Origin of the sequence: Streptomyces sp. NPDC101227, assembly GCF_044767545.1 — a bacterium.
Lineage (GTDB): Bacteria > Actinomycetota > Actinomycetes > Streptomycetales > Streptomycetaceae > Streptomyces.
The window spans coordinates 165,493-181,812 of sequence record NZ_JBIWOD010000015.1; the positions used below are offsets into that span (position 1 = coordinate 165,493).

16 protein-coding genes are annotated in these 16,320 nt (G+C 71.6%); 3 read left to right on the forward strand and 13 right to left on the reverse strand.

Features of this window, described 5'->3' with window-relative positions; translation table 11 throughout:
• Nucleotides 1–371: 371 nt before the first annotated feature.
• From ACIRPT_RS29985 to ACIRPT_RS30030, 10 genes are all read right to left on the reverse strand, one after another.
• The gene (locus ACIRPT_RS29985; RefSeq protein ID WP_403832673.1) at nucleotides 372–800 is read right to left on the reverse strand and encodes a hypothetical protein; all 429 of its coding nucleotides are present in this window, start codon (nucleotides 798–800) and stop codon (nucleotides 372–374) included.
• Nucleotides 801–1,468: 668 nt separating this feature from the next.
• Nucleotides 1,469–2,407 carry a bifunctional DNA-formamidopyrimidine glycosylase/DNA-(apurinic or apyrimidinic site) lyase gene (mutM, locus tag ACIRPT_RS29990; RefSeq protein ID WP_403832675.1) on the reverse strand — a complete coding sequence of 313 codons (939 nt, stop codon included), beginning with the start codon at nucleotides 2,405–2,407 and terminating at the stop codon, nucleotides 1,469–1,471.
• Between the two features lie 110 nt (nucleotides 2,408–2,517).
• A complete protein-coding gene (rnc, locus tag ACIRPT_RS29995; RefSeq protein ID WP_403832677.1) occupies nucleotides 2,518–3,426 on the reverse strand; it encodes a ribonuclease III in 909 nt (302 codons plus the stop codon).
• Between the two features lie 7 nt (nucleotides 3,427–3,433).
• Nucleotides 3,434–3,607 (reverse strand): 50S ribosomal protein L32, encoded by a 174-nt coding sequence (gene rpmF / locus ACIRPT_RS30000; protein ID WP_030087884.1) that lies wholly within the window; start codon nucleotides 3,605–3,607, stop codon nucleotides 3,434–3,436.
• Between the two features lie 2 nt (nucleotides 3,608–3,609).
• The gene (locus tag ACIRPT_RS30005) at nucleotides 3,610–4,236 is read right to left on the reverse strand and encodes a YceD family protein (RefSeq protein ID WP_403832777.1); all 627 of its coding nucleotides are present in this window, start codon (nucleotides 4,234–4,236) and stop codon (nucleotides 3,610–3,612) included.
• A gap of 149 nt (nucleotides 4,237–4,385) precedes the next feature.
• A complete protein-coding gene (locus tag ACIRPT_RS30010; protein WP_403832680.1) occupies nucleotides 4,386–5,537 on the reverse strand; it encodes a cell division initiation protein in 1,152 nt (383 codons plus the stop codon).
• Nucleotides 5,538–5,664: 127 nt separating this feature from the next.
• Nucleotides 5,665–6,192, reverse strand: coding sequence for a pantetheine-phosphate adenylyltransferase (gene coaD / locus ACIRPT_RS30015; protein ID WP_403502142.1), 528 nt, complete (start codon nucleotides 6,190–6,192; stop codon nucleotides 5,665–5,667).
• On the reverse strand, nucleotides 6,189–6,788 hold the full coding sequence (gene rsmD / locus ACIRPT_RS30020; RefSeq protein WP_403502139.1) for a 16S rRNA (guanine(966)-N(2))-methyltransferase RsmD: 600 nt from the start codon (nucleotides 6,786–6,788) through the stop codon (nucleotides 6,189–6,191). Before rsmD ends, coaD begins: the two co-directional genes overlap by 4 nt.
• Before the next feature lie 185 nt (nucleotides 6,789–6,973).
• Entirely contained in the window at nucleotides 6,974–9,943 is a 2,970-nt protein-coding gene (locus ACIRPT_RS30025) for a helicase-related protein (protein ID WP_403832683.1), read from the reverse strand.
• A 112-nt stretch (nucleotides 9,944–10,055) separates the two neighbouring features.
• On the reverse strand, nucleotides 10,056–11,756 hold the full coding sequence (locus ACIRPT_RS30030; protein ID WP_403832685.1) for a DAK2 domain-containing protein: 1,701 nt from the start codon (nucleotides 11,754–11,756) through the stop codon (nucleotides 10,056–10,058).
• A gap of 205 nt (nucleotides 11,757–11,961) precedes the next feature.
• Between ACIRPT_RS30030 and rpmB the strand changes: the two genes are divergently transcribed.
• Complete coding sequence (gene rpmB, locus ACIRPT_RS30035) at nucleotides 11,962–12,147, forward strand: 50S ribosomal protein L28 (RefSeq protein WP_006602870.1); 186 nt, start codon at nucleotides 11,962–11,964, stop codon at nucleotides 12,145–12,147.
• A 122-nt stretch (nucleotides 12,148–12,269) separates the two neighbouring features.
• On the opposite strand, the gene thiD is transcribed toward rpmB, so the two are convergent.
• A complete protein-coding gene (thiD, locus tag ACIRPT_RS30040; protein ID WP_403832688.1) occupies nucleotides 12,270–13,106 on the reverse strand; it encodes a bifunctional hydroxymethylpyrimidine kinase/phosphomethylpyrimidine kinase in 837 nt (278 codons plus the stop codon).
• 125 nt (nucleotides 13,107–13,231) lie between these two features.
• Nucleotides 13,232–14,191: a thiamine-phosphate kinase gene (locus ACIRPT_RS30045; RefSeq protein ID WP_403502127.1), complete on the reverse strand. Its 960-nt coding sequence runs from the start codon at nucleotides 14,189–14,191 to the stop codon at nucleotides 13,232–13,234.
• A 158-nt stretch (nucleotides 14,192–14,349) separates the two neighbouring features.
• Between ACIRPT_RS30045 and ACIRPT_RS30050 the strand changes: the two genes are divergently transcribed.
• Nucleotides 14,350–14,583: an Lrp/AsnC family transcriptional regulator gene (locus ACIRPT_RS30050; RefSeq protein WP_046925812.1), complete on the forward strand. Its 234-nt coding sequence runs from the start codon at nucleotides 14,350–14,352 to the stop codon at nucleotides 14,581–14,583.
• A gap of 9 nt (nucleotides 14,584–14,592) precedes the next feature.
• Nucleotides 14,593–15,081, forward strand: a complete 489-nt coding sequence (locus ACIRPT_RS30055) for a DUF3515 domain-containing protein (protein WP_403832691.1) — start codon at nucleotides 14,593–14,595, stop codon at nucleotides 15,079–15,081.
• A 7-nt stretch (nucleotides 15,082–15,088) separates the two neighbouring features.
• On the opposite strand, the gene ACIRPT_RS30060 is transcribed toward ACIRPT_RS30055, so the two are convergent.
• Nucleotides 15,089–16,225: a D-alanine--D-alanine ligase family protein gene (locus ACIRPT_RS30060; RefSeq protein WP_403502122.1), complete on the reverse strand. Its 1,137-nt coding sequence runs from the start codon at nucleotides 16,223–16,225 to the stop codon at nucleotides 15,089–15,091.
• Between the last annotated feature and the right edge of the window lie 95 nt (nucleotides 16,226–16,320).

Here is a 16,320-nt window from a genome sequence, read left to right on the forward strand (position 1 = left end):
GAGCAAGGTAGGCATCTCACACCTCTTTCAGGAAGCTCCCACAGGGGGCCAAACGCAACAGTCTGCGTCGGACCGTCGTGGACAACCACGGACTGAGACACAGGGCGTCGGGCGAAGGTGGTCGCTTGCACCACGGGCGAGGCCCGGACGGACTGTCCGGGTCTCTTACGTCGTGCAGAGGTCAATCGCTGGGCCGTCTCTGGGCCGTCCGAAGGCGCCCGGGGACGACCAACAACGACCGCCAACCACCACTCCCCCGCAGGTCAACGCTGCGACGCATTTCAGGGAAGGAGGTAGTCAGCCCCTGACATCAGTTCTTCGGGTTCTGAGGCGTTCGCGGGCGGGCCGGGCGGTCCCCGGCCGCCGCGCGTTCACCCGTCCAGCCGTGCCGTAAGGGTGTGAAAGGACCGCCGCTCGATGAAGTGCGGGTGGACCGGTCGCGGTACGCCGTCCACGAGGTCGACCCCGCACAGAAACAAATCCGGCCGGTCGGTGAGCAGCTCGAAGTCCCGCAGGCCGTCCTCGAAGGGGCAGATCACGCCGGGCTCGCGGGTGGAGTCGATGATCAGCACATGGCTGTGCGCCGCCACCGGGGTCCGCCGGGCCCAGGCCACCACGGCCTCGTCCGGGACACCCGCGTCCAGCGCGAGCGTCCGGTGCGGCAGCCCCTGCCACCGGATGCCGGCCCCGGCCCATGGCAGCGTGCACAGATACGCGTCGAAGGCCGCCGAGAGCTCGGCCGTGCCCAGCGATGCCCCGCGTTCGGCGATCCAGGCCGCCGCTCTCCCGTCGCTTCGCACGTCCGGAGGCTAACGCAGGGCGGGTCCCGGTACGGCCGTACGTCCCCGGGGCCGGGCGGCGGCGGAATTCGCCCGGCCCGGCCGCTTCCCCCTGCTGCCGTCGCGCCATGACGTACCGAAGGGGCGGTGCCGCGTAGGCGCCCCTCCGCCGTACGCGGCGACATTCCTCTCCGCGACCACGGCCGGCAGCGGTTTCCGGCCCTCGATGGTCTCTCCGGCACCTGTGTGGCGCATCTGCGCAGGCTGGAACGTACCCGGCGGGGTCCGGGCGCGACGGCCGAAGCCTTCTGGCACCTGGCGGCCCCCGCGCGCCTGCCGGCCGGTGCCTGTGCCCACGGCCGTCGCGATGCGGGCTGTTCCTGCCGGGAATGCGAGGGCGGGCTGGGCTACGCCGCGACGTATTACCGGTCGGTGCTCGAAACGGTTCTGCTCCGGCTGCCGAAGAAGTCGGCCCGTGAGCTGCGCGCCCGGGTGCGGGCCTTGGATGCCCGGATTCCGGCCAAGGCGGTGGAGGTCCACGCCGGTGCCCCGGACGCGCTCTGGTGGGAGCGGCGGTGGTGGGCCGGTGGCGGGGCGGCGCGCTGTCCGGAGTGGACGTGGGCCCGGTCGTGCACCGAGCGGCCGAGGCGGTCGGGGATCGCTTTGCGGCCGAGGATGACCGTGTCCGCTCAGCCGGCCCCTGACGGTCGTGGCGGCCGTTGGCAGCGGGGGCAGAAGTAGCTGGAGCGGTTCATCCAGGGGCGGCGGCGGATGGGGGTGCCGCAGCGGCGGCAGGGTTCGTCCTCGCGGCCGTAGGCGTCCAGGGAGCGCTCGAAGTAGCCGGACTCGCCGTTGACGTTGACGTAGAGGCTGTCGAAGCTGGTGCCGCCGACGGCGAGGGCGGCGTTCATCACGTCCCGTACGTGACCGAGCAGCTCGGCGGTGCGGGGGCGGGTGAAGGTGGCGGTGGGGCGTTCGTAGTGGAGCTTGCTGCGCCACAGCGCCTCGTCGGCGTAGATGTTGCCGACGCCGCTGATCAGGGACTGGTCGAGCAGGGCCCGCTTGATGGTGGTCCGGCGGCGGCGCAGCGCGTCGTGGAATGCGGCGTCGTCGAAGGCCGCATCGAGGGGGTCGCGGGCGATGTGGGCGATGACGTCGGGGAGGTGGTCCGGGTCGCCGGGGACGGTGTCGTGGAGGGAGAGGCCGCCGAAGGTGCGCTGGTCGACGAAGCGGAGTTCGGTGCCGAGGTCGTCGGCGAAGCGGATGCGGATGCGCAGGTGCTTCTCGTCGGGGGCGTCCTCGGGCTGGACCAGCAACTGGCCGCTCATGCCGAGGTGGGCGAGGATCGCCAGGCCGTGGGTCACGGAGGGGGTGACTAGGGGGCCGATGCCTTCGGCGGCGGTCACTGCGGCGGGGCCGCCGCCGGTGACCGGGAGCCAGAGGTATTTGCCGCGGCGGCGTGCCGCGGCGATGCCCAGGCCCGTGAGGCGGGCGGCGAAGTCGGCCGCGCCGGCGGTGTGGCGGCGGATCGCGCGCGGGTGGCGGACCTCGACGGTGTCGATGGTGCGGCCGCTGATCCATCGCTGGAGGCCGCGGCGTACGACCTCGACCTCGGGCAGCTCGGGCACGGGGAAGCTCCTCACGATCCTCGGATACGGCCGGGGAGACGGCCTCGGGAAAGACTTCTGACCCCGTCCGGAGCGGTCGGGCCGCCCTGGACGGGGTCAGAAGAGGTGATTCAGTGTGCCGACGACCCGGGGTCGTCGGAAGCCGGAGCCGCATCAGGCTGCGCGGTGGTGGCCGCTCCGGTGGAGCCGGCGTCGGGTCCCGGCGACGCGTCGTCGCCGGAGGCCGACTCCTTGGCCTTGGCCGCTTCGTCCGCGGCGGCGCGAATGGCGCGCCACGCGGATTCGGCCGCCTGCTGCTCGGCTTCCTTCTTGCTGCGGCCGGTGCCGGTGCCGTACGAGACACCACCGACGCGGGCGGCAGCAGTGAAGGTCTTCTCGTGGTCCGGGCCGGTCTCGGTGACCAGGTATTCCGGAACGCCGAGGCCTTCGGTCGCGGTGAGTTCCTGGAGGCTCGTCTTCCAGTCCAGGCCCGCGCCCAGGCTGGAGGACTTCTCGATGAGCGGGTCGAAGAGCCGGTGTACCAGCTCGCCGGCCGCGTCGAGGCCCTGGTCCAGGTAGACGGCGCCGATCACCGCTTCGAGGGTGTCGGCGAGGATGGAGGCCTTGTCCCGGCCGCCCGTGCCTTCTTCGCCCCGGCCGAGGCGGATGAAGGCGCCGAGGTCGAGGCCGCGGCCCACCTCGGCAAGCGCACGCGAGTTGACCACCGCGGCCCGCAGTTTGGCCAGCTGGCCTTCGGGCAGGTCGGGGTGGATGCGGTACAGCGTGTCGGTGACCACCAGGCCGAGCACCGAGTCCCCGAGGAACTCGAGCCGCTCGTTGGTGGGCAGACCGCCGTTCTCGTATGCGTACGAGCGATGCGTCAGCGCACGCACCAGAAGGGCGGACTCGAGCTTGTACCCGAGCCGCCCTTCCAGAAGCGTGTGGGACGAGGCTGTGTCCGCCGGAGATTCATCCCCGCGCTTGCGAGGAGACGGATTGGCGTCTTCCGCCTTCTTGGGGCTAGACACGGTGCCTGTCACCAGCCGCTCAGACCTCGAGGACCTGGCGCTTGTTGTAGGTGCCGCAGCTCGGGCACGCGATGTGCTGCAGCTTCGGCTCGTGGCAGCTAGCGCATGCCACCAGGGTGGGGACCGCAGCCTTCCACTGCGACCGGCGGTGGCGCGTGTTGCTGCGCGACATCTTCCGCTTCGGAACAGCCACGGCTACTTCTCCTGAGGTTCATCCCCGCCGTTGCGGGGAACGTTGTCCTTCTCGTCGTCCTGGTTGGTCCCGACGAGTCCCTGCAGTGCCGCCCAACGTGCGTCGACGGCGTCATGGTGGTGGTCCGGGTCGTCCGCGAGCCGCGCTCCGCAATCGGAGCACAGGCCCGGGCAGTCGTCCTGGCACACCGGCTGCAGCGGCAGTGACAGCACCACCGCATCCCGCAGCACGGGTTCGAGGTCGAACAGGTCGTCCTCGATGAAGAAGGTGTCTTCCTCGTCCTCGGCGTCGTCGCCGGACTCCGCGGGGCGGCTCCGGTCATCGGCGTCGGGGTAGGAGAACATCTCCTGGAAGTCCGCTTCGAGCTCTCGCTCCAGCGGCTCCAGACACCTTACGCACTCCCCCTTCACGGCCGCACGGGAGGTGCCTGTGACAAGCACCCCGTCCATGACCGATTCCAGGCGGAGGTCGAGCTCGACCGGGGCACCCTCGGGTACTCCGATGACCTCATTGCCGAGGTCCCGGGGGGCCTCGACGGTGCGGGAGAGCCGCTTGAGCGTGCCGGGACGACGCCCCAGCTCGCGTGTATCGAACACGAGCGGGGAACGGTGGTCTAGGCGGGCGTTGATGGCTTCCTGCTTTCTGTACTGCGCTACGAGCCGCCCGAGATCCGATGGATATGCGGGCAGCAGAGATCGCGAACGTAGACGCGACCGAACAGCCAGGATACTGGACGGGCCCCGATAGGCCCAATCCGCTTCCGGCCCCTCCGGGGCGGTTACTGGCGCCGCTGTTCGTACTGCTCTTCGTACTGCCGGATCTGGTCCATGTTGATCATGCCGGTGTCGAAGAGGCTGGTCTCGTCCAGCGCCCCGGCCTGGGCATTCGGGTCGTGAGGGGCGTGCTGGGGCTGCGGCGGTGGCTGCTGCTGGAGGTAGGCGTTGGGGTCGTAGCCCTGCTGCTGGGCCTGCTGCTGCCAGTCGTAGCCGTACGGATCCTGGTGGTGCTGGGTGTACGGAACCTGCTGCGGCTGCTGATAGCCGTAGGCGTCCTGCTGCTGGTAGGCCGCCGGGTCCGCGTAATAGTCCTGCTGGAGCTGGTCCTGCGGCTGGAGCGGCTGCTGGGGGTCCGGGAACTGCTGGTGCTCCTGGGGCTGGGGCGGGGCCTGTGGCACGGCCTGGGGCGGCTGCGGGTCCTGGCCGGCGCCGATGCCCGCGAGCCCGGCGAGATACTCGGCGTCCGCCTGCACCTGGCCGGCCTGGGCGTCGCCCGCCGTCGCCAGATGCACCGCGAGCTCGTCGATCGCCTGCGCGCCCTGGAGCTTGTCGCGGCCACGGCCGACCGCCTCCAGCGTCTTGGTCAGGACGGCCTGGAAGGCGCCGAACTTGGCGTCCACATAGGCGTCGGCGCGCTGCTTGAGGGTCTCCGGGTCGGCGCTGCGCTCGGGGGCCTCGGCGTCCACGTAGCCCTGCTCGTCCAGCCCCGGGCCGCGGCCGAGCAGCTTCTCGCGGCCGCGGTCGACGGAGCCGATGGTCTTGGTGAGGACGACCTCGAAGTTGGCGAGCTTGGAGTCGACGTAGTCGTCGGCCTCGGCGCGGATCTCCTCGGCCTCGCGGCGGGCCTCGGCCAGGATGCGGTCGGCCTCGTCCTGGGACTGCCGGGCGACCTCGGTGTCGGAGATCAGCGACCCGCGCTGGGCGTGCGCGGACTCGATGATCCGCTCCGCCTCGGCCCGCGCCTCCTCGACCATCTGCTCGCGCCCGCCGAGCAGCTCCTGTGCCTGGGCGAGGGAGCCGGGCAGGGCCGCCCGTACCTCCTCGAGCAGGGCGAGCAGCTCGGCGCGGTTGACCACGCACGAGGCCGACATGGGCACGGACCGGGCGCTGCCGATGGTCCCGACGATGTCGTCGAGCTTCTTCTGCACGTCCACCTTGGACTCGCCACTCTCTGAAGGGATGGAACGAGGGAACGGGACGACTGTACGACCACGGAGCCCCGGCCCGACACCTACTGACACTTCGTCAGGGCGGTGGCCGGCGGGCGCGTGGCGCGGCGGGTCACCGCTTGTTGCGCAGGCGCTCGGTCAGGGCGTCGAGGACGAAGGGCGGGACCAGGTGGGAGACATCGCCGCCCCAGGCCGCGACCTCCTTGACGAGGCTGGAGGAAAGGAAACTGTAGGTGGGGTTCGTGGGGACGAAAAGGGTCTCCACGCCGGACAGCCCGTTGTTCATCTGGGCCATCTGCAGCTCGTAGTCGAAGTCGCTGACGGCGCGCAGGCCCTTGACGATGGCGGGGATGTCGCGCTGCTTGCAGAAGTCGACGAGCAGGCCGTGGAAGGACTCGACCTCGACATTGCCGTACTCGGCGGTGGCCCGGCGGATCAGATCGATCCGCTCGTCGACCGTGAACAGGCCCTGCTTCGACTGATTGATCATCACGGCGACGTGGACGACGTCGTACAGCTTGGAGGCACGGGCGATGATGTCCAGGTGCCCGTTGGTGATGGGGTCGAACGACCCCGGACAGACGGCGCGGCGCAACTTCGTCTCCTCGCTCTGCGGTCCGGTGCTCTGCGGTCCGGTCATGACACGCTTGTTGACGTCGATTCGGCGGACGTCGAAGCGGCGCGACCGTACCAAAGCGTGGCCTCGCCGTAGCGACGGGCCTTGATCGCTTCGAATCCCTCAGGCCAGGGGAACGTGCCGCTTCTGGTGCTGCGTTCCACGGTGACGAGTGCCTCCTCCGCAAGCCACCCTTGGCCACGGAGTGTGAGCAGAATCTCGCGAAGATCGGCGTCGGTGGCGGCGTAGGGCGGGTCCAGGAAGACGATGTCGTACGGGTCGCCCGGGGCCGGGGTCGCGATGGCCTGCTCGGCCTTGCCGGTGCGCAGTTCGGCGCCTGGGAGGCCGACGGAGCGGATGTTCTCGCGGATGGTGCGGGCGGCGCGGGTGTCGGCCTCGACCAGCAGGACGTGCGCGGCGCCCCGGGAGAGCGCCTCCAGGCCGACCGCTCCGGAGCCGCCGTAGAGGTCGAGGACCCGGGCGCCGGCCAGGGGTCCGTCGAGCGACTCCCAGGTGGAGAACAGGCCCTCGCGCGCCCGGTCGGAGGTGGGGCGGGTGCCGTTTCCCGGTGGTACGGCCAGGCGGCGGCCGCCGGCCGTACCGGCGATCACGCGGGTCATGGGCCCGTCCTTACGTTGTGCGTGGGGTGGAGATGACGCGGGGAGCCGGGTGGGCTCCGGTCCCACGATATTCGGTCGTCGCGCGGCCGGCGCCGGGCGACGGCTCCCGGCGCCGTACGGGACGGGTGATCGATCTCACCCCGGGGCCGCGCCCGTCCCGTCGCGTGCCGCCCGTCCCGTCCGTCTCATCCCTTGTCCAGATACTGCTCCCGTGCGTCGTCCAGCAGGGCCGACAGCGCGATCCGCAGCTCGGGATAGGCGGCGAGCTCGGGATCGGCCGTGACGACGGCGGTGGCCTCCTCCCGGGCGGCCGCGATGACCTCCTCGTCCTCGATGACCGCGAGCATCCGCAGCGACGAGCGGACGCCGGACTGCGCCTGCCCCAGGACGTCGCCCTCACGGCGCTGCTCCAGGTCGATCCGGGAGAGTTCGAAGCCGTCGAGGGTGCCGGCGACGGCCGCCAGCCGGGCGCGTGCCGGGCTGGCCTCGGGCATCTCGCTGACCAGCAGGCACAGGCCGGGGGCGGAGCCACGGCCCACCCGGCCGCGCAGCTGGTGCAGCTGGGAGACGCCGAAGCGGTCGGCGTCCATGATCACCATGGCGGTGGCGTTCGGGACGTTCACGCCGACCTCGATGACGGTCGTCGCCACCAGCACATCCAGCCGGCCGGCCGCGAACTCCCGCATCACCTCGTCCTTGTCGTCCGGGGCCATCCGGCCGTGCAGCACCGCCACCCTGAGGCCCTGGAGCGGTCCCCTGGCCAGCTGCTCGGCGATATCCAGCACCGCCAGCGGCGGCCGCTTCTCCTCGATGTCCTCCGGTGAACTCTCCTTCGCCGCCGCCTCCTTGGCGCCCTTCTTCGCCCCCTTGGGGGCGTCCTCCTCGTCGCCGATCCGGGGGCACACCACATAGCCCTGATGGCCGGCCGCCACCTCTTCGCGGACCCGCTCCCAGGCGCGCGCCAGGAAGTGCGGTTTGTCCTTGGCGGGCACCACATGGCTGGCGATCGGCGAGCGGCCGGCGGGAAGTTGGTCCAGTACGGAGGTCTCCAGGTCACCGAAGACGGTCATGGCGACCGTGCGCGGGATCGGCGTCGCCGTCATCACCAGGAGGTGCGGCGGTTGCTTTCCCTTGCCCCGAAGGGCGTCCCGCTGTTCGACGCCGAAGCGGTGCTGTTCGTCGACCACGACCAGGCCCAGGTCGTGGAACTGCACCTTGTCCTCGATCAGCGCATGCGTGCCGATGACGATGCCCGCCTCGCCGGTGACCAGGTCGAGCAGCGCCTGGCGGCGGGCCGCGGCCCCCATGGAGCCGGTCAGCAGCACCACTTTGGTGCCCTGTTCGGCGCCGCCGAGCATCCCTCCCTCGGCGAGCTCGCCCATCATCTCGGTGATGGAGCGGTGGTGCTGCTGGGCGAGGACCTCGGTCGGCGCGAGCATCGCCGCCTGGCCGCCGCTGTCGACCACGCCGAGCATGGCGCGCAGCGCGACCATGGTGTTGTGGGTGACGGTGAAGTGGTCGGTCACATAGGCGTGGTCGGGGTGGGCGACGCTGATGCACTGGACGGGCTTGCGGCCGACGTGCTCGATGGCCTCGATGGTGCGGCGGAAGCCTTCGGCTCCGGTGGACGCCGGGTCCGGCAGCGCCACGTGGACGTTCGCGCCGTCACTCCCCCGCTCGATCCGGGCGCGGCCGCCCAGGGAACGCACCAGCCAGGCGAGGTCGCCGGCCAGCGGGGCGGGCGCCGCGCGGAACACCGCGTCGGCCCCCAGGGGCCGGCCCCCGGCGTCCATCAGGCCCCGCACCACGGCCAGCCGGTCCTTGAGCGGTGCGTTGCGGTAGGCCTCCGGGACGCGGCCGGCCGGGCCGCCCTCGGCGCCGGCTGCCAGCGCCTTCCCCAGGTCGTACGGGTCGAGCGGCCGCGCCCCTCCGCCCTCCAGGTCCACCGGTGCGGCCGGCGCGATGGACCACTTGGGCCGGCCGTCGGGGCGCAGCAGACCGGCCCGTAGCTCGCGGGTCGTCAGCACCCGCTCGCCCGTGTCGCGGGACCCGACGATCCACAGGTGCTCGTCATCGCACTCCACGGAGCTGCCGTCCGACAGCACCAGCCGCCACACTTCCCGCTCGCCCTGCGGGAAGACGCCGTCCACCAGGGCGAGCTCGCCGCTCGGCACCACCACCTCGGTGCCGACGGTCATCTCCCCCATCGGCCGGAAGCCCTGCGGTGTCAGCACCAGGGCGTCCAGCGGCTGCGCCTTGCCGGAGCCGACCTCGCCCTGGAGGAGGCGGTGCATGGGGTGGTTCGTGGCGAGGTCGTCGAAGATCTCCCGGCTGACCTTCTGCTGGCCGTCGGTGAGGGTGAAGGGGAGTTTGGCGTCGAAGGCGTCGAGGATGCCTCCGTCGGTCAAGGTCCTCGGTACGGCCGGGAGTTGGGTCTCGGCCAGGCGGCGCCGGGCGAGCGCCACCTGGAGGACGAAGGCCTCGTCCCATTTGAGGCGGGCGCGGGCGTCGGCGATATCGGCCTTGGTCGCCGGCCGGTGGATCTTCAGCAGCGACTCGGTGAGGGGGATCAGGTCGCGGCCCGCGCGCAGCGCGTCCGGCAGCGGGTCGATGGCGTCCTGGGCGCTGGGCAGCACCGCGTCGACGGCCTTGGCGATCTTCCAGGAGGCCATCTGCTGGCATGCCGGGTAGATCGGCAGCAGCTGGTTGGCGAAGGCGTCGACGGCGCCGCTGCCGGCCTCCTCGTCGAGGAGCTCGTATTCGGGGTGGGCGAGCTGGAGTTTGTGGTTGAAGACCGAGACCTTGCCGGCGAACATCGCGCGCCGGCCGGGCAGCAGCTCCTTGTGGGGCTTGTGGATGCCCTTGCCGAAGAAGACCAGCCGGAGCCGGCCGCTGCCGTCGGTGAGGGTGACCTCCAGCCGCTGACCGCGGCCGCCGTTGAACTTGTGCACCCGGGCGTCCGAGACCTGGGCGACGACCGTGACATGTTCGTCCAGCGGCAGGTCCGCGAGGCGGGTCAGCTCACCGCGCTCGGCGTAGCGCCGCGGGTAGTGGTGCAACAGATCGCCGACCGTGTGCAGGTCGAGATGCTCGGCCAGCACCTTCGCGGTGCTGCCGCCGAGGATTTTCTTCAGGGGTTCGTCGAGCGCTGCCACGTGTCCATTGCACACCACGGGTCTGACATTCGGGGTTCACCGAGCCCCGCAGCGCGGGAATCGGGCCCGGCGGGACCGGAACAGGCACGCCGGGGCGGTGGCGACGACGCGGTCACTCCACCCCGATGAGCAGCGGCGCCGCGTGCTGCCCGCCTTCGTAGACGACGGTGTCGACGGCCAGATGGCGCTCGCGGACATGGCGTTCGAGCCGGTCCGCGAGGGAATCGGGGATGTCGGTGCCGAGGACGAGGGTGACCATTTCGCCGCCCGCGGAAAGCATCCGGTCCAGCACCGTCATCGCGGTTGCGGTGAGGTCGGAGCCGATCACCGCGACATCGCCGTCGATCAGCCCGAGGACGTCGCCGGCCTGGCAGACGCCGGCCATCGTCCAGGACTGCCGCTCGGCGACGGCCAGCTCGGCGTAGCGGGTGGCGCCGGCGGCGGAGGTCATCGCGACGACGTCCTCGTCGAAGCTGCGCCCCGGCTCGTGCACGGCCAGCGCCGCGATGCCCTGTACAGCGGAGCGGGTGGGGATCAGGGCGACGCGTACGCCTTCGGTGCGGGCCTGTTCGGCGGCGGCCGCGGCGGTGTGCCGCAGTTCGGGGTCGTTGGGCAGCAGCATCACCTCGCGGGCGTGTGCCTGGCGGATCGCCTGGAGCAGTTCGCCGCTGGCGGGGGGTTCGCCGGGGCGTACCGAGACCGCGGTCGCGCCCGCTTCGGTGCAGAGTCCGGCGAGCCCGGCGCCCGGCACCACGGCGACGACGGCCCGCGCCGCCATTTCGGGTTCCTTGGTGCGGGTGGCACCGCCGAAGTGGGTGATGCGGATCCGGTACGGGCGGCCTGCTTCGATGCCGGCCTCCACGGCGGCGCCCGCGTCGTCGACGTGGACGTGGACGTTCCAGAGGCCGTCGCCGCCGACCACCACGAGGGAGTCGCCCAGCCCGTCGAGGCGGGTGCGCAGCCGTGCCACGGCGCCGTCGTCGGCCTCCAGGAGGTAGATCACCTCGAAGGCGGGTCCGTCTCCGTCGATGGCGGCGCAGGTGTCGGCCCCGGTTGCGGCCCGGCCGCCCGCCTCGGGGAGGGGGGCGTCGGCCCGTACGGTGACGGGCGCCGCCGAGACCTCGCCGGACAGTGCGTCGGCGAGCGCGCCGAGCAGGGCGACCAGACCGCAGCCGCCGGCGTCCACGACGCCCGCGCGGCCGAGCACCGCGAGCTGGCCGGGGGTGGCCTTGAGGGCGCTGCGGGCGCCGTCGTGGGCGGCCCGTGCGATGTGGGCGGCGTCTCCGGTGGCGCGTTCCGCCGCGTCGGCGGCGGCGGTCGCCACGGTCAGGACGGTGCCCTCCACCGGGTGTGCGACGGCCTCGTAGGTCGATGCGGCGGCCCGGCGCAGCGCCCTGCGCAGCGCGTCGGCGGGGCCGTCTGTGCCATCGGGGCCGTCGGAGCCGTCGGACGGCTCGTTCCCTGACGCCAGGACCTCCGTCATGCCGCGCAGCAGCTGCGCGAGGATGGTGCCGGAGTTGCCGCGGGCGCCGATGAGGGCGCCGTGGGCCATGGCTCCGATGGCGTCGGCGAGGCGGGGTGTGGTCCCGGTGGAGGCGTGGCCGTCGAAGGCGGCCTCGACGGCGCGGGTGGCGGATTCGAGGGTCAGGTAGAGGTTGGTGCCGGTGTCACCGTCGGCCACGGGGTAGACGTTGATCGCGTCGATGCGCTCGCGCTCCCGGCCGAGCGCCTCCAGGGCCAGCCCGCACCAGGCGCGTACCGCGGCGGCGTCGAGCGGGTAGGGCACATCGTCCTCCTGGGTCACGGGATGCATCGCACAGTAGCCGCGCTGCGGCGGGGAGGCCGGGGCGGGGGCCCGGGGCTGCGTGATAGTTTCGTTCTACGGGAGCGGCCGTTGTATGCTGCTCCGGTTGCCCGATGAAAATCGGGCCATTCCTCTCCTGACGGTGCCGGTCGGGTAATGCACTCGGCTCGTCAGGATTTCACCGTAAGTGCATCTGAAGTCTTTGGAGTGACCCGTGGCTGCCAACTGCGACGTCTGCGGCAAGGGGCCGGGCTTCGGCAAGAGTGTCTCGCACTCGCATCGCCGTACCAACCGTCGTTGGAACCCCAACATCCAGACGGTGCGTGCAGTGATCGGGCGCACGCCGAAGAAGCTGAACGCCTGCACCTCGTGCATCAAGGCCGGCAAGGTCTCGCGCTGACGTCTACGCCGTAGCGCAGCCCAGCCGGTTGCTTGTAAAGCCGGTCCACCTTCATGGTGGGCCGGCTTTCGCCGTTCCCGGGGCCGGGGCTGCCACACCCGGCCCCCGGCCCCTAGGGGCTGCTAGGCCCGCAGGCGCCAGCCGTGGTCGACGGGCCCGATGCCCGCGCCCAGCCGGAAGCCGGCCGCGATGGCGCCGTTGACGTAGTCCTTCGCGGCGGCTGCGGCCTGCGGGACGGTGTCGCCCTTGGCGAGCTGCGCGGCGATCGCGCTGGCGAGGGTGCAGCCGGTGCCGTGGGTGTGCCGGTTGTCGTGGCGGGGGGCGCGCAGCCAGTGTTCCTCGGTGCCGTCGGTGAGCAGGTCGACGGCCTCGTCGGCGTCAGCTGCCAGGTGGCCGCCCTTGATGAGGGCCCAGCGCGGTCCGAAGCCGAGGATCGCGGCGGCGGCCCGCCGCATATCTGCCTCCTCCCGGACGTGTACGCCGGTGAGCTGGGCGACCTCGTCCAGGTTGGGGGTGGCAACGGTGGCGGTCGGCAGCAGCTTGGTGCGGACCGCGTCGAGGGCGGAGGCGGCGAGCAGGGAGTCGCCGTGCTTGGAGACGCCCACGGGGTCGACGACGACCGGGACCGTCAACCCGGCGAGGAGCCCCGCGACGGTCTCGACGAGTTCGGCCGAGGAGAGCATCCCGGTTTTGACGGCCTGGACGCCGATGTCGTCGACGACGCTGCGGAACTGGGCGCGTACGGCCTCGGCGGGCAGTTCCCATGCGCCCTGCACGCCCAGCGAGTTCTGGGCGGTGACGGCGGTGAGCACGCTCATGCCGTGGGTGCCGAGCGCCAGCATCGTCTTGAGGTCGGCCTGGATGCCCGCGCCGCCGCCGGAGTCGGATCCGGCGACGGTCAGGACGCGTGGCGGTATCGGCGAAGGGCTCTGCGGGGGACTGTGCGTACGGCTCTGCATACGGCCGAATCTACTCGCCCTCCCGTCACCCGACCTCCGCCCCCAGAAGACGCCGCTACGCGCCGACCGCACCTCCCCGTCACCCGACCTCCGCCCCCAGAAGACGCCGCTACGCGCCGACCCCGCTACTCGTTGTCCCCGAAGTGGTCCCAGCCGGCCTTCGCCCAGGGGGCGCCGTCGACGGTGACCTGGGGCAGCGCGGAGGGATTGAGCACCTCTCCGATGACCTTCCAGCGGGCGGGCAGTTTCACGTCCGGGGGGAAGGTGGCGACGATGGCGTGGTCCTCGCCGCCGTTGAGCACCCACTGCATGGGGTCGACGCCGACGGCGGTGCCGATGTCGGACATCTGGGAGGGGATGTCGATCGCGGCGGAGCGCAGGTCGATGCGGACCTTGCTGGCCTCGGCGATGTGCCCGAGGTCGGCGACGAGTCCGTCGCTGACGTCGGTCATGGCGGTGGCGCCGAGTCCGGCGGCCGCCGGGCCCGCGTGGTACGGGGGTTCGGGCCGGCGGTGGGCCTCGACGAAGGCGCGCGGTGAGCGGAAGCCTCGGGAGAGGACGGCGTGCCCGGCGGCGGACCAGCCGAGCCAGCCGGTCACCGCGACCACATCGCCGGGCTGGGCGCCGCCGCGGGTGACCGGTTCGGCGTTGCGCAGATCGCCGAGGGCGGTGATGGCGACGGTGATGATCTCGCCGCGTACGACGTCGCCGCCGACGACCGCGGCGCCGGCCACCTGGCATTCGTCGCGCAGGCCGTCCATCAGCTCGGTCGCCCAGGTCGCGGGGAGTTCCGCGGGGACGACCAGGCCCAGCAGGATCGCGGTGGGCACGGCGCCCATGGCCGCGATGTCGGCGAGGTTCTGGGCGGCGGCCTTGCGGCCGACGTCGTAGGCGGTGGACCAGTCGCGGCGGAAGTGCCTGCCCTCCAGGAGGACGTCGGTGCTGGCCACCACTCTCCGGTCGGGCGCGGTGACCACCGCGGCGTCGTCGCCCGGCCCGATGCGTACGGCCGGGGTGGAGGTGAGCCGGGCGGTGAGCTCCTTGATCAGCCCGAATTCCCCCAGCTCGCCAACGGTGCCCTTCATGCTGTTGCCCTTCCCCTGCGTACGGACGGTCCGTACTTGGCTGACGACTGCGCCGCACTTGCCGCTTTCACCGCGCGGGTCTCCCCGCTCCGCACGGTGACGCGGTACCGTGGCGTCCCTTCTTCCCACATGATCCCGGTAGCCGCCCTGGAGGTCCCGTGGTACAGGCATACATCCTGATCCAGACCGAGGTCGGCAAGGCCTCTGCCGTGGCAGAGGTGATTGCGAAGATCCCTGGCGTACTGCAGGCCGAGGACGTCACCGGACCCTATGACGTGATCGTGCGGGCGCAGGCCGACACCGTGGATGAACTGGGCCGCATGGTGGTCGCCAAGGTCCAGCAAGTGGAGGGCATCACGCGTACCCTCACCTGCCCGGTGGTCCATCTCTAGCTCCCCCGTATGCTCGGCCGGGTGAAATCTGTGCGCCGCCGGTACCTGGCCCTGCCGGTGCTCACCGTGCTGTTCGCGGCGGTGAGCTGTTCTTCGTCGGATGTCGATGCCCCTTCCCCGCGGGGCGCGGCGGTACGGCATTGCCGGGCGCTCCACAAGGCGTTGCCGAAGACCGTGGACGGCCAAAAGCGCGGCGATGCGCAGCCGGACTCCGACTTCACTGCCGTCTGGGGCGATCCCGCCGTTCAACTGCGCTGCGGGGTGCCGAAGCCGGAGGTGCTGACGTACGGGAGTGAACATTACAACCCCGGCGCGGACGCGGCGGTGGTCGACGGCGTCCAATGGCTCTTCGAGAAGCGGGACGACGGCTATCGCTTCACGACCGTGCTGCGCAAGGCCTATGTCGAGGTGACCGTGCCCGGGGCGTACGCCCCCGAGGTCGATGTGCTCACCGACCTCGCGGGCGCCGTCAAGAAGTCCGTTCCGGAGGGCGTCTAGCTTCCGCTCAGCGCAGCCCCGTGGAACGGGTCAGCGCCGCCTGGAGCAGCCGGTCGATCAGCTCCGGGTAGCTCACGCCGCTCTCCTGCCACATCCGCGGGTACATGGAGATGGGCGTGAAGCCGGGCAGGGTGTTGATCTCGTTGATGACGAACTCGCCGTTGTCCTGGAGGAAGAAGTCCGCGCGGACCAGGCCCTCGCAGGAGGCGGCGTCGAAGGCGGCGACGGCCAGTTCCTGGACCTTCGCGGTCTGCTCGGCGGTCAGCGGCGCCGGGACGATGCCGTCGGCCGAGTCGATGTACTTGGCCTCGAAGTCGTAGAAGTCGTGGGCGGTGACCGGCGGGATCTCGGCCGGGGCGCTGGCGCGCGGGCCGTCCTCGAACTCCAGCACCCCGCACTCGATCTCGCGGCCGGTGAGCAGCGCCTCGACGATGACCTTGGGGTCGTGGCGGCGGGCCTCCTCGACGGCCTCGTCCAGGCCCGCGAGGTCGTTGACCTTGGTGATGCCGATGGACGAGCCGGCCCGTGCGGGCTTCACGAACAGCGGCCAGCCGTGTTCGGCGGCGAAGTCCACGATCTTCTTGCGGGCGGCCGCGGGGTCGTTGTCCCACTCGCGGGGGCGGATGACCTCGTAGGGGCCGACCGGCAGCCCGAAGGAGGTGAACACCCGCTTCATGTAGTCCTTGTCCTGGCCGACGGCGGAGGCGAGGACGCCCGAGCCGACGTAGGGGACGCCGGAGAGCTCCAGCAGGCCCTGCAGGGTGCCGTCCTCGCCGTACGGGCCGTGCAGCACGGGGAAGACGACGTCGACCTCGCCGAGGGCCTTGGGCACCGAGCCGGGCTCGCTGTAGACGATCTCGCGGTTGGTCGGGTCGACCGGGAGCACGATCCCGCCCTCGGTGGACTCGGCGAGCTCGGCCACGGTGGGCAGCTGCCGGTCGGTGATGGCCATCCGCTCGGGGTCGTCGGAGGTCAGCGCCCAGCGCCCGTCGGTGGTGATGCCGATGGGCAGCACGTCGTACTTCTCGCGGTCGATGGCGCGCATGACGGCGCCGGCGGTGACCACGGAGATGCCGTGCTCGGAGCTGCGGCCGCCGAAGACGACGGCGACGCGGGGCTTGTGGGAGGAGGTCTGGCTGCTCATAACGCGTTGAGAGTACCTGGTGAGGGGGCGCACGTCAGCGCTGAAGCGCCGGTCGTACCACAGCAACCGACAACGGCTCCTGCCCCGGTCCGCCA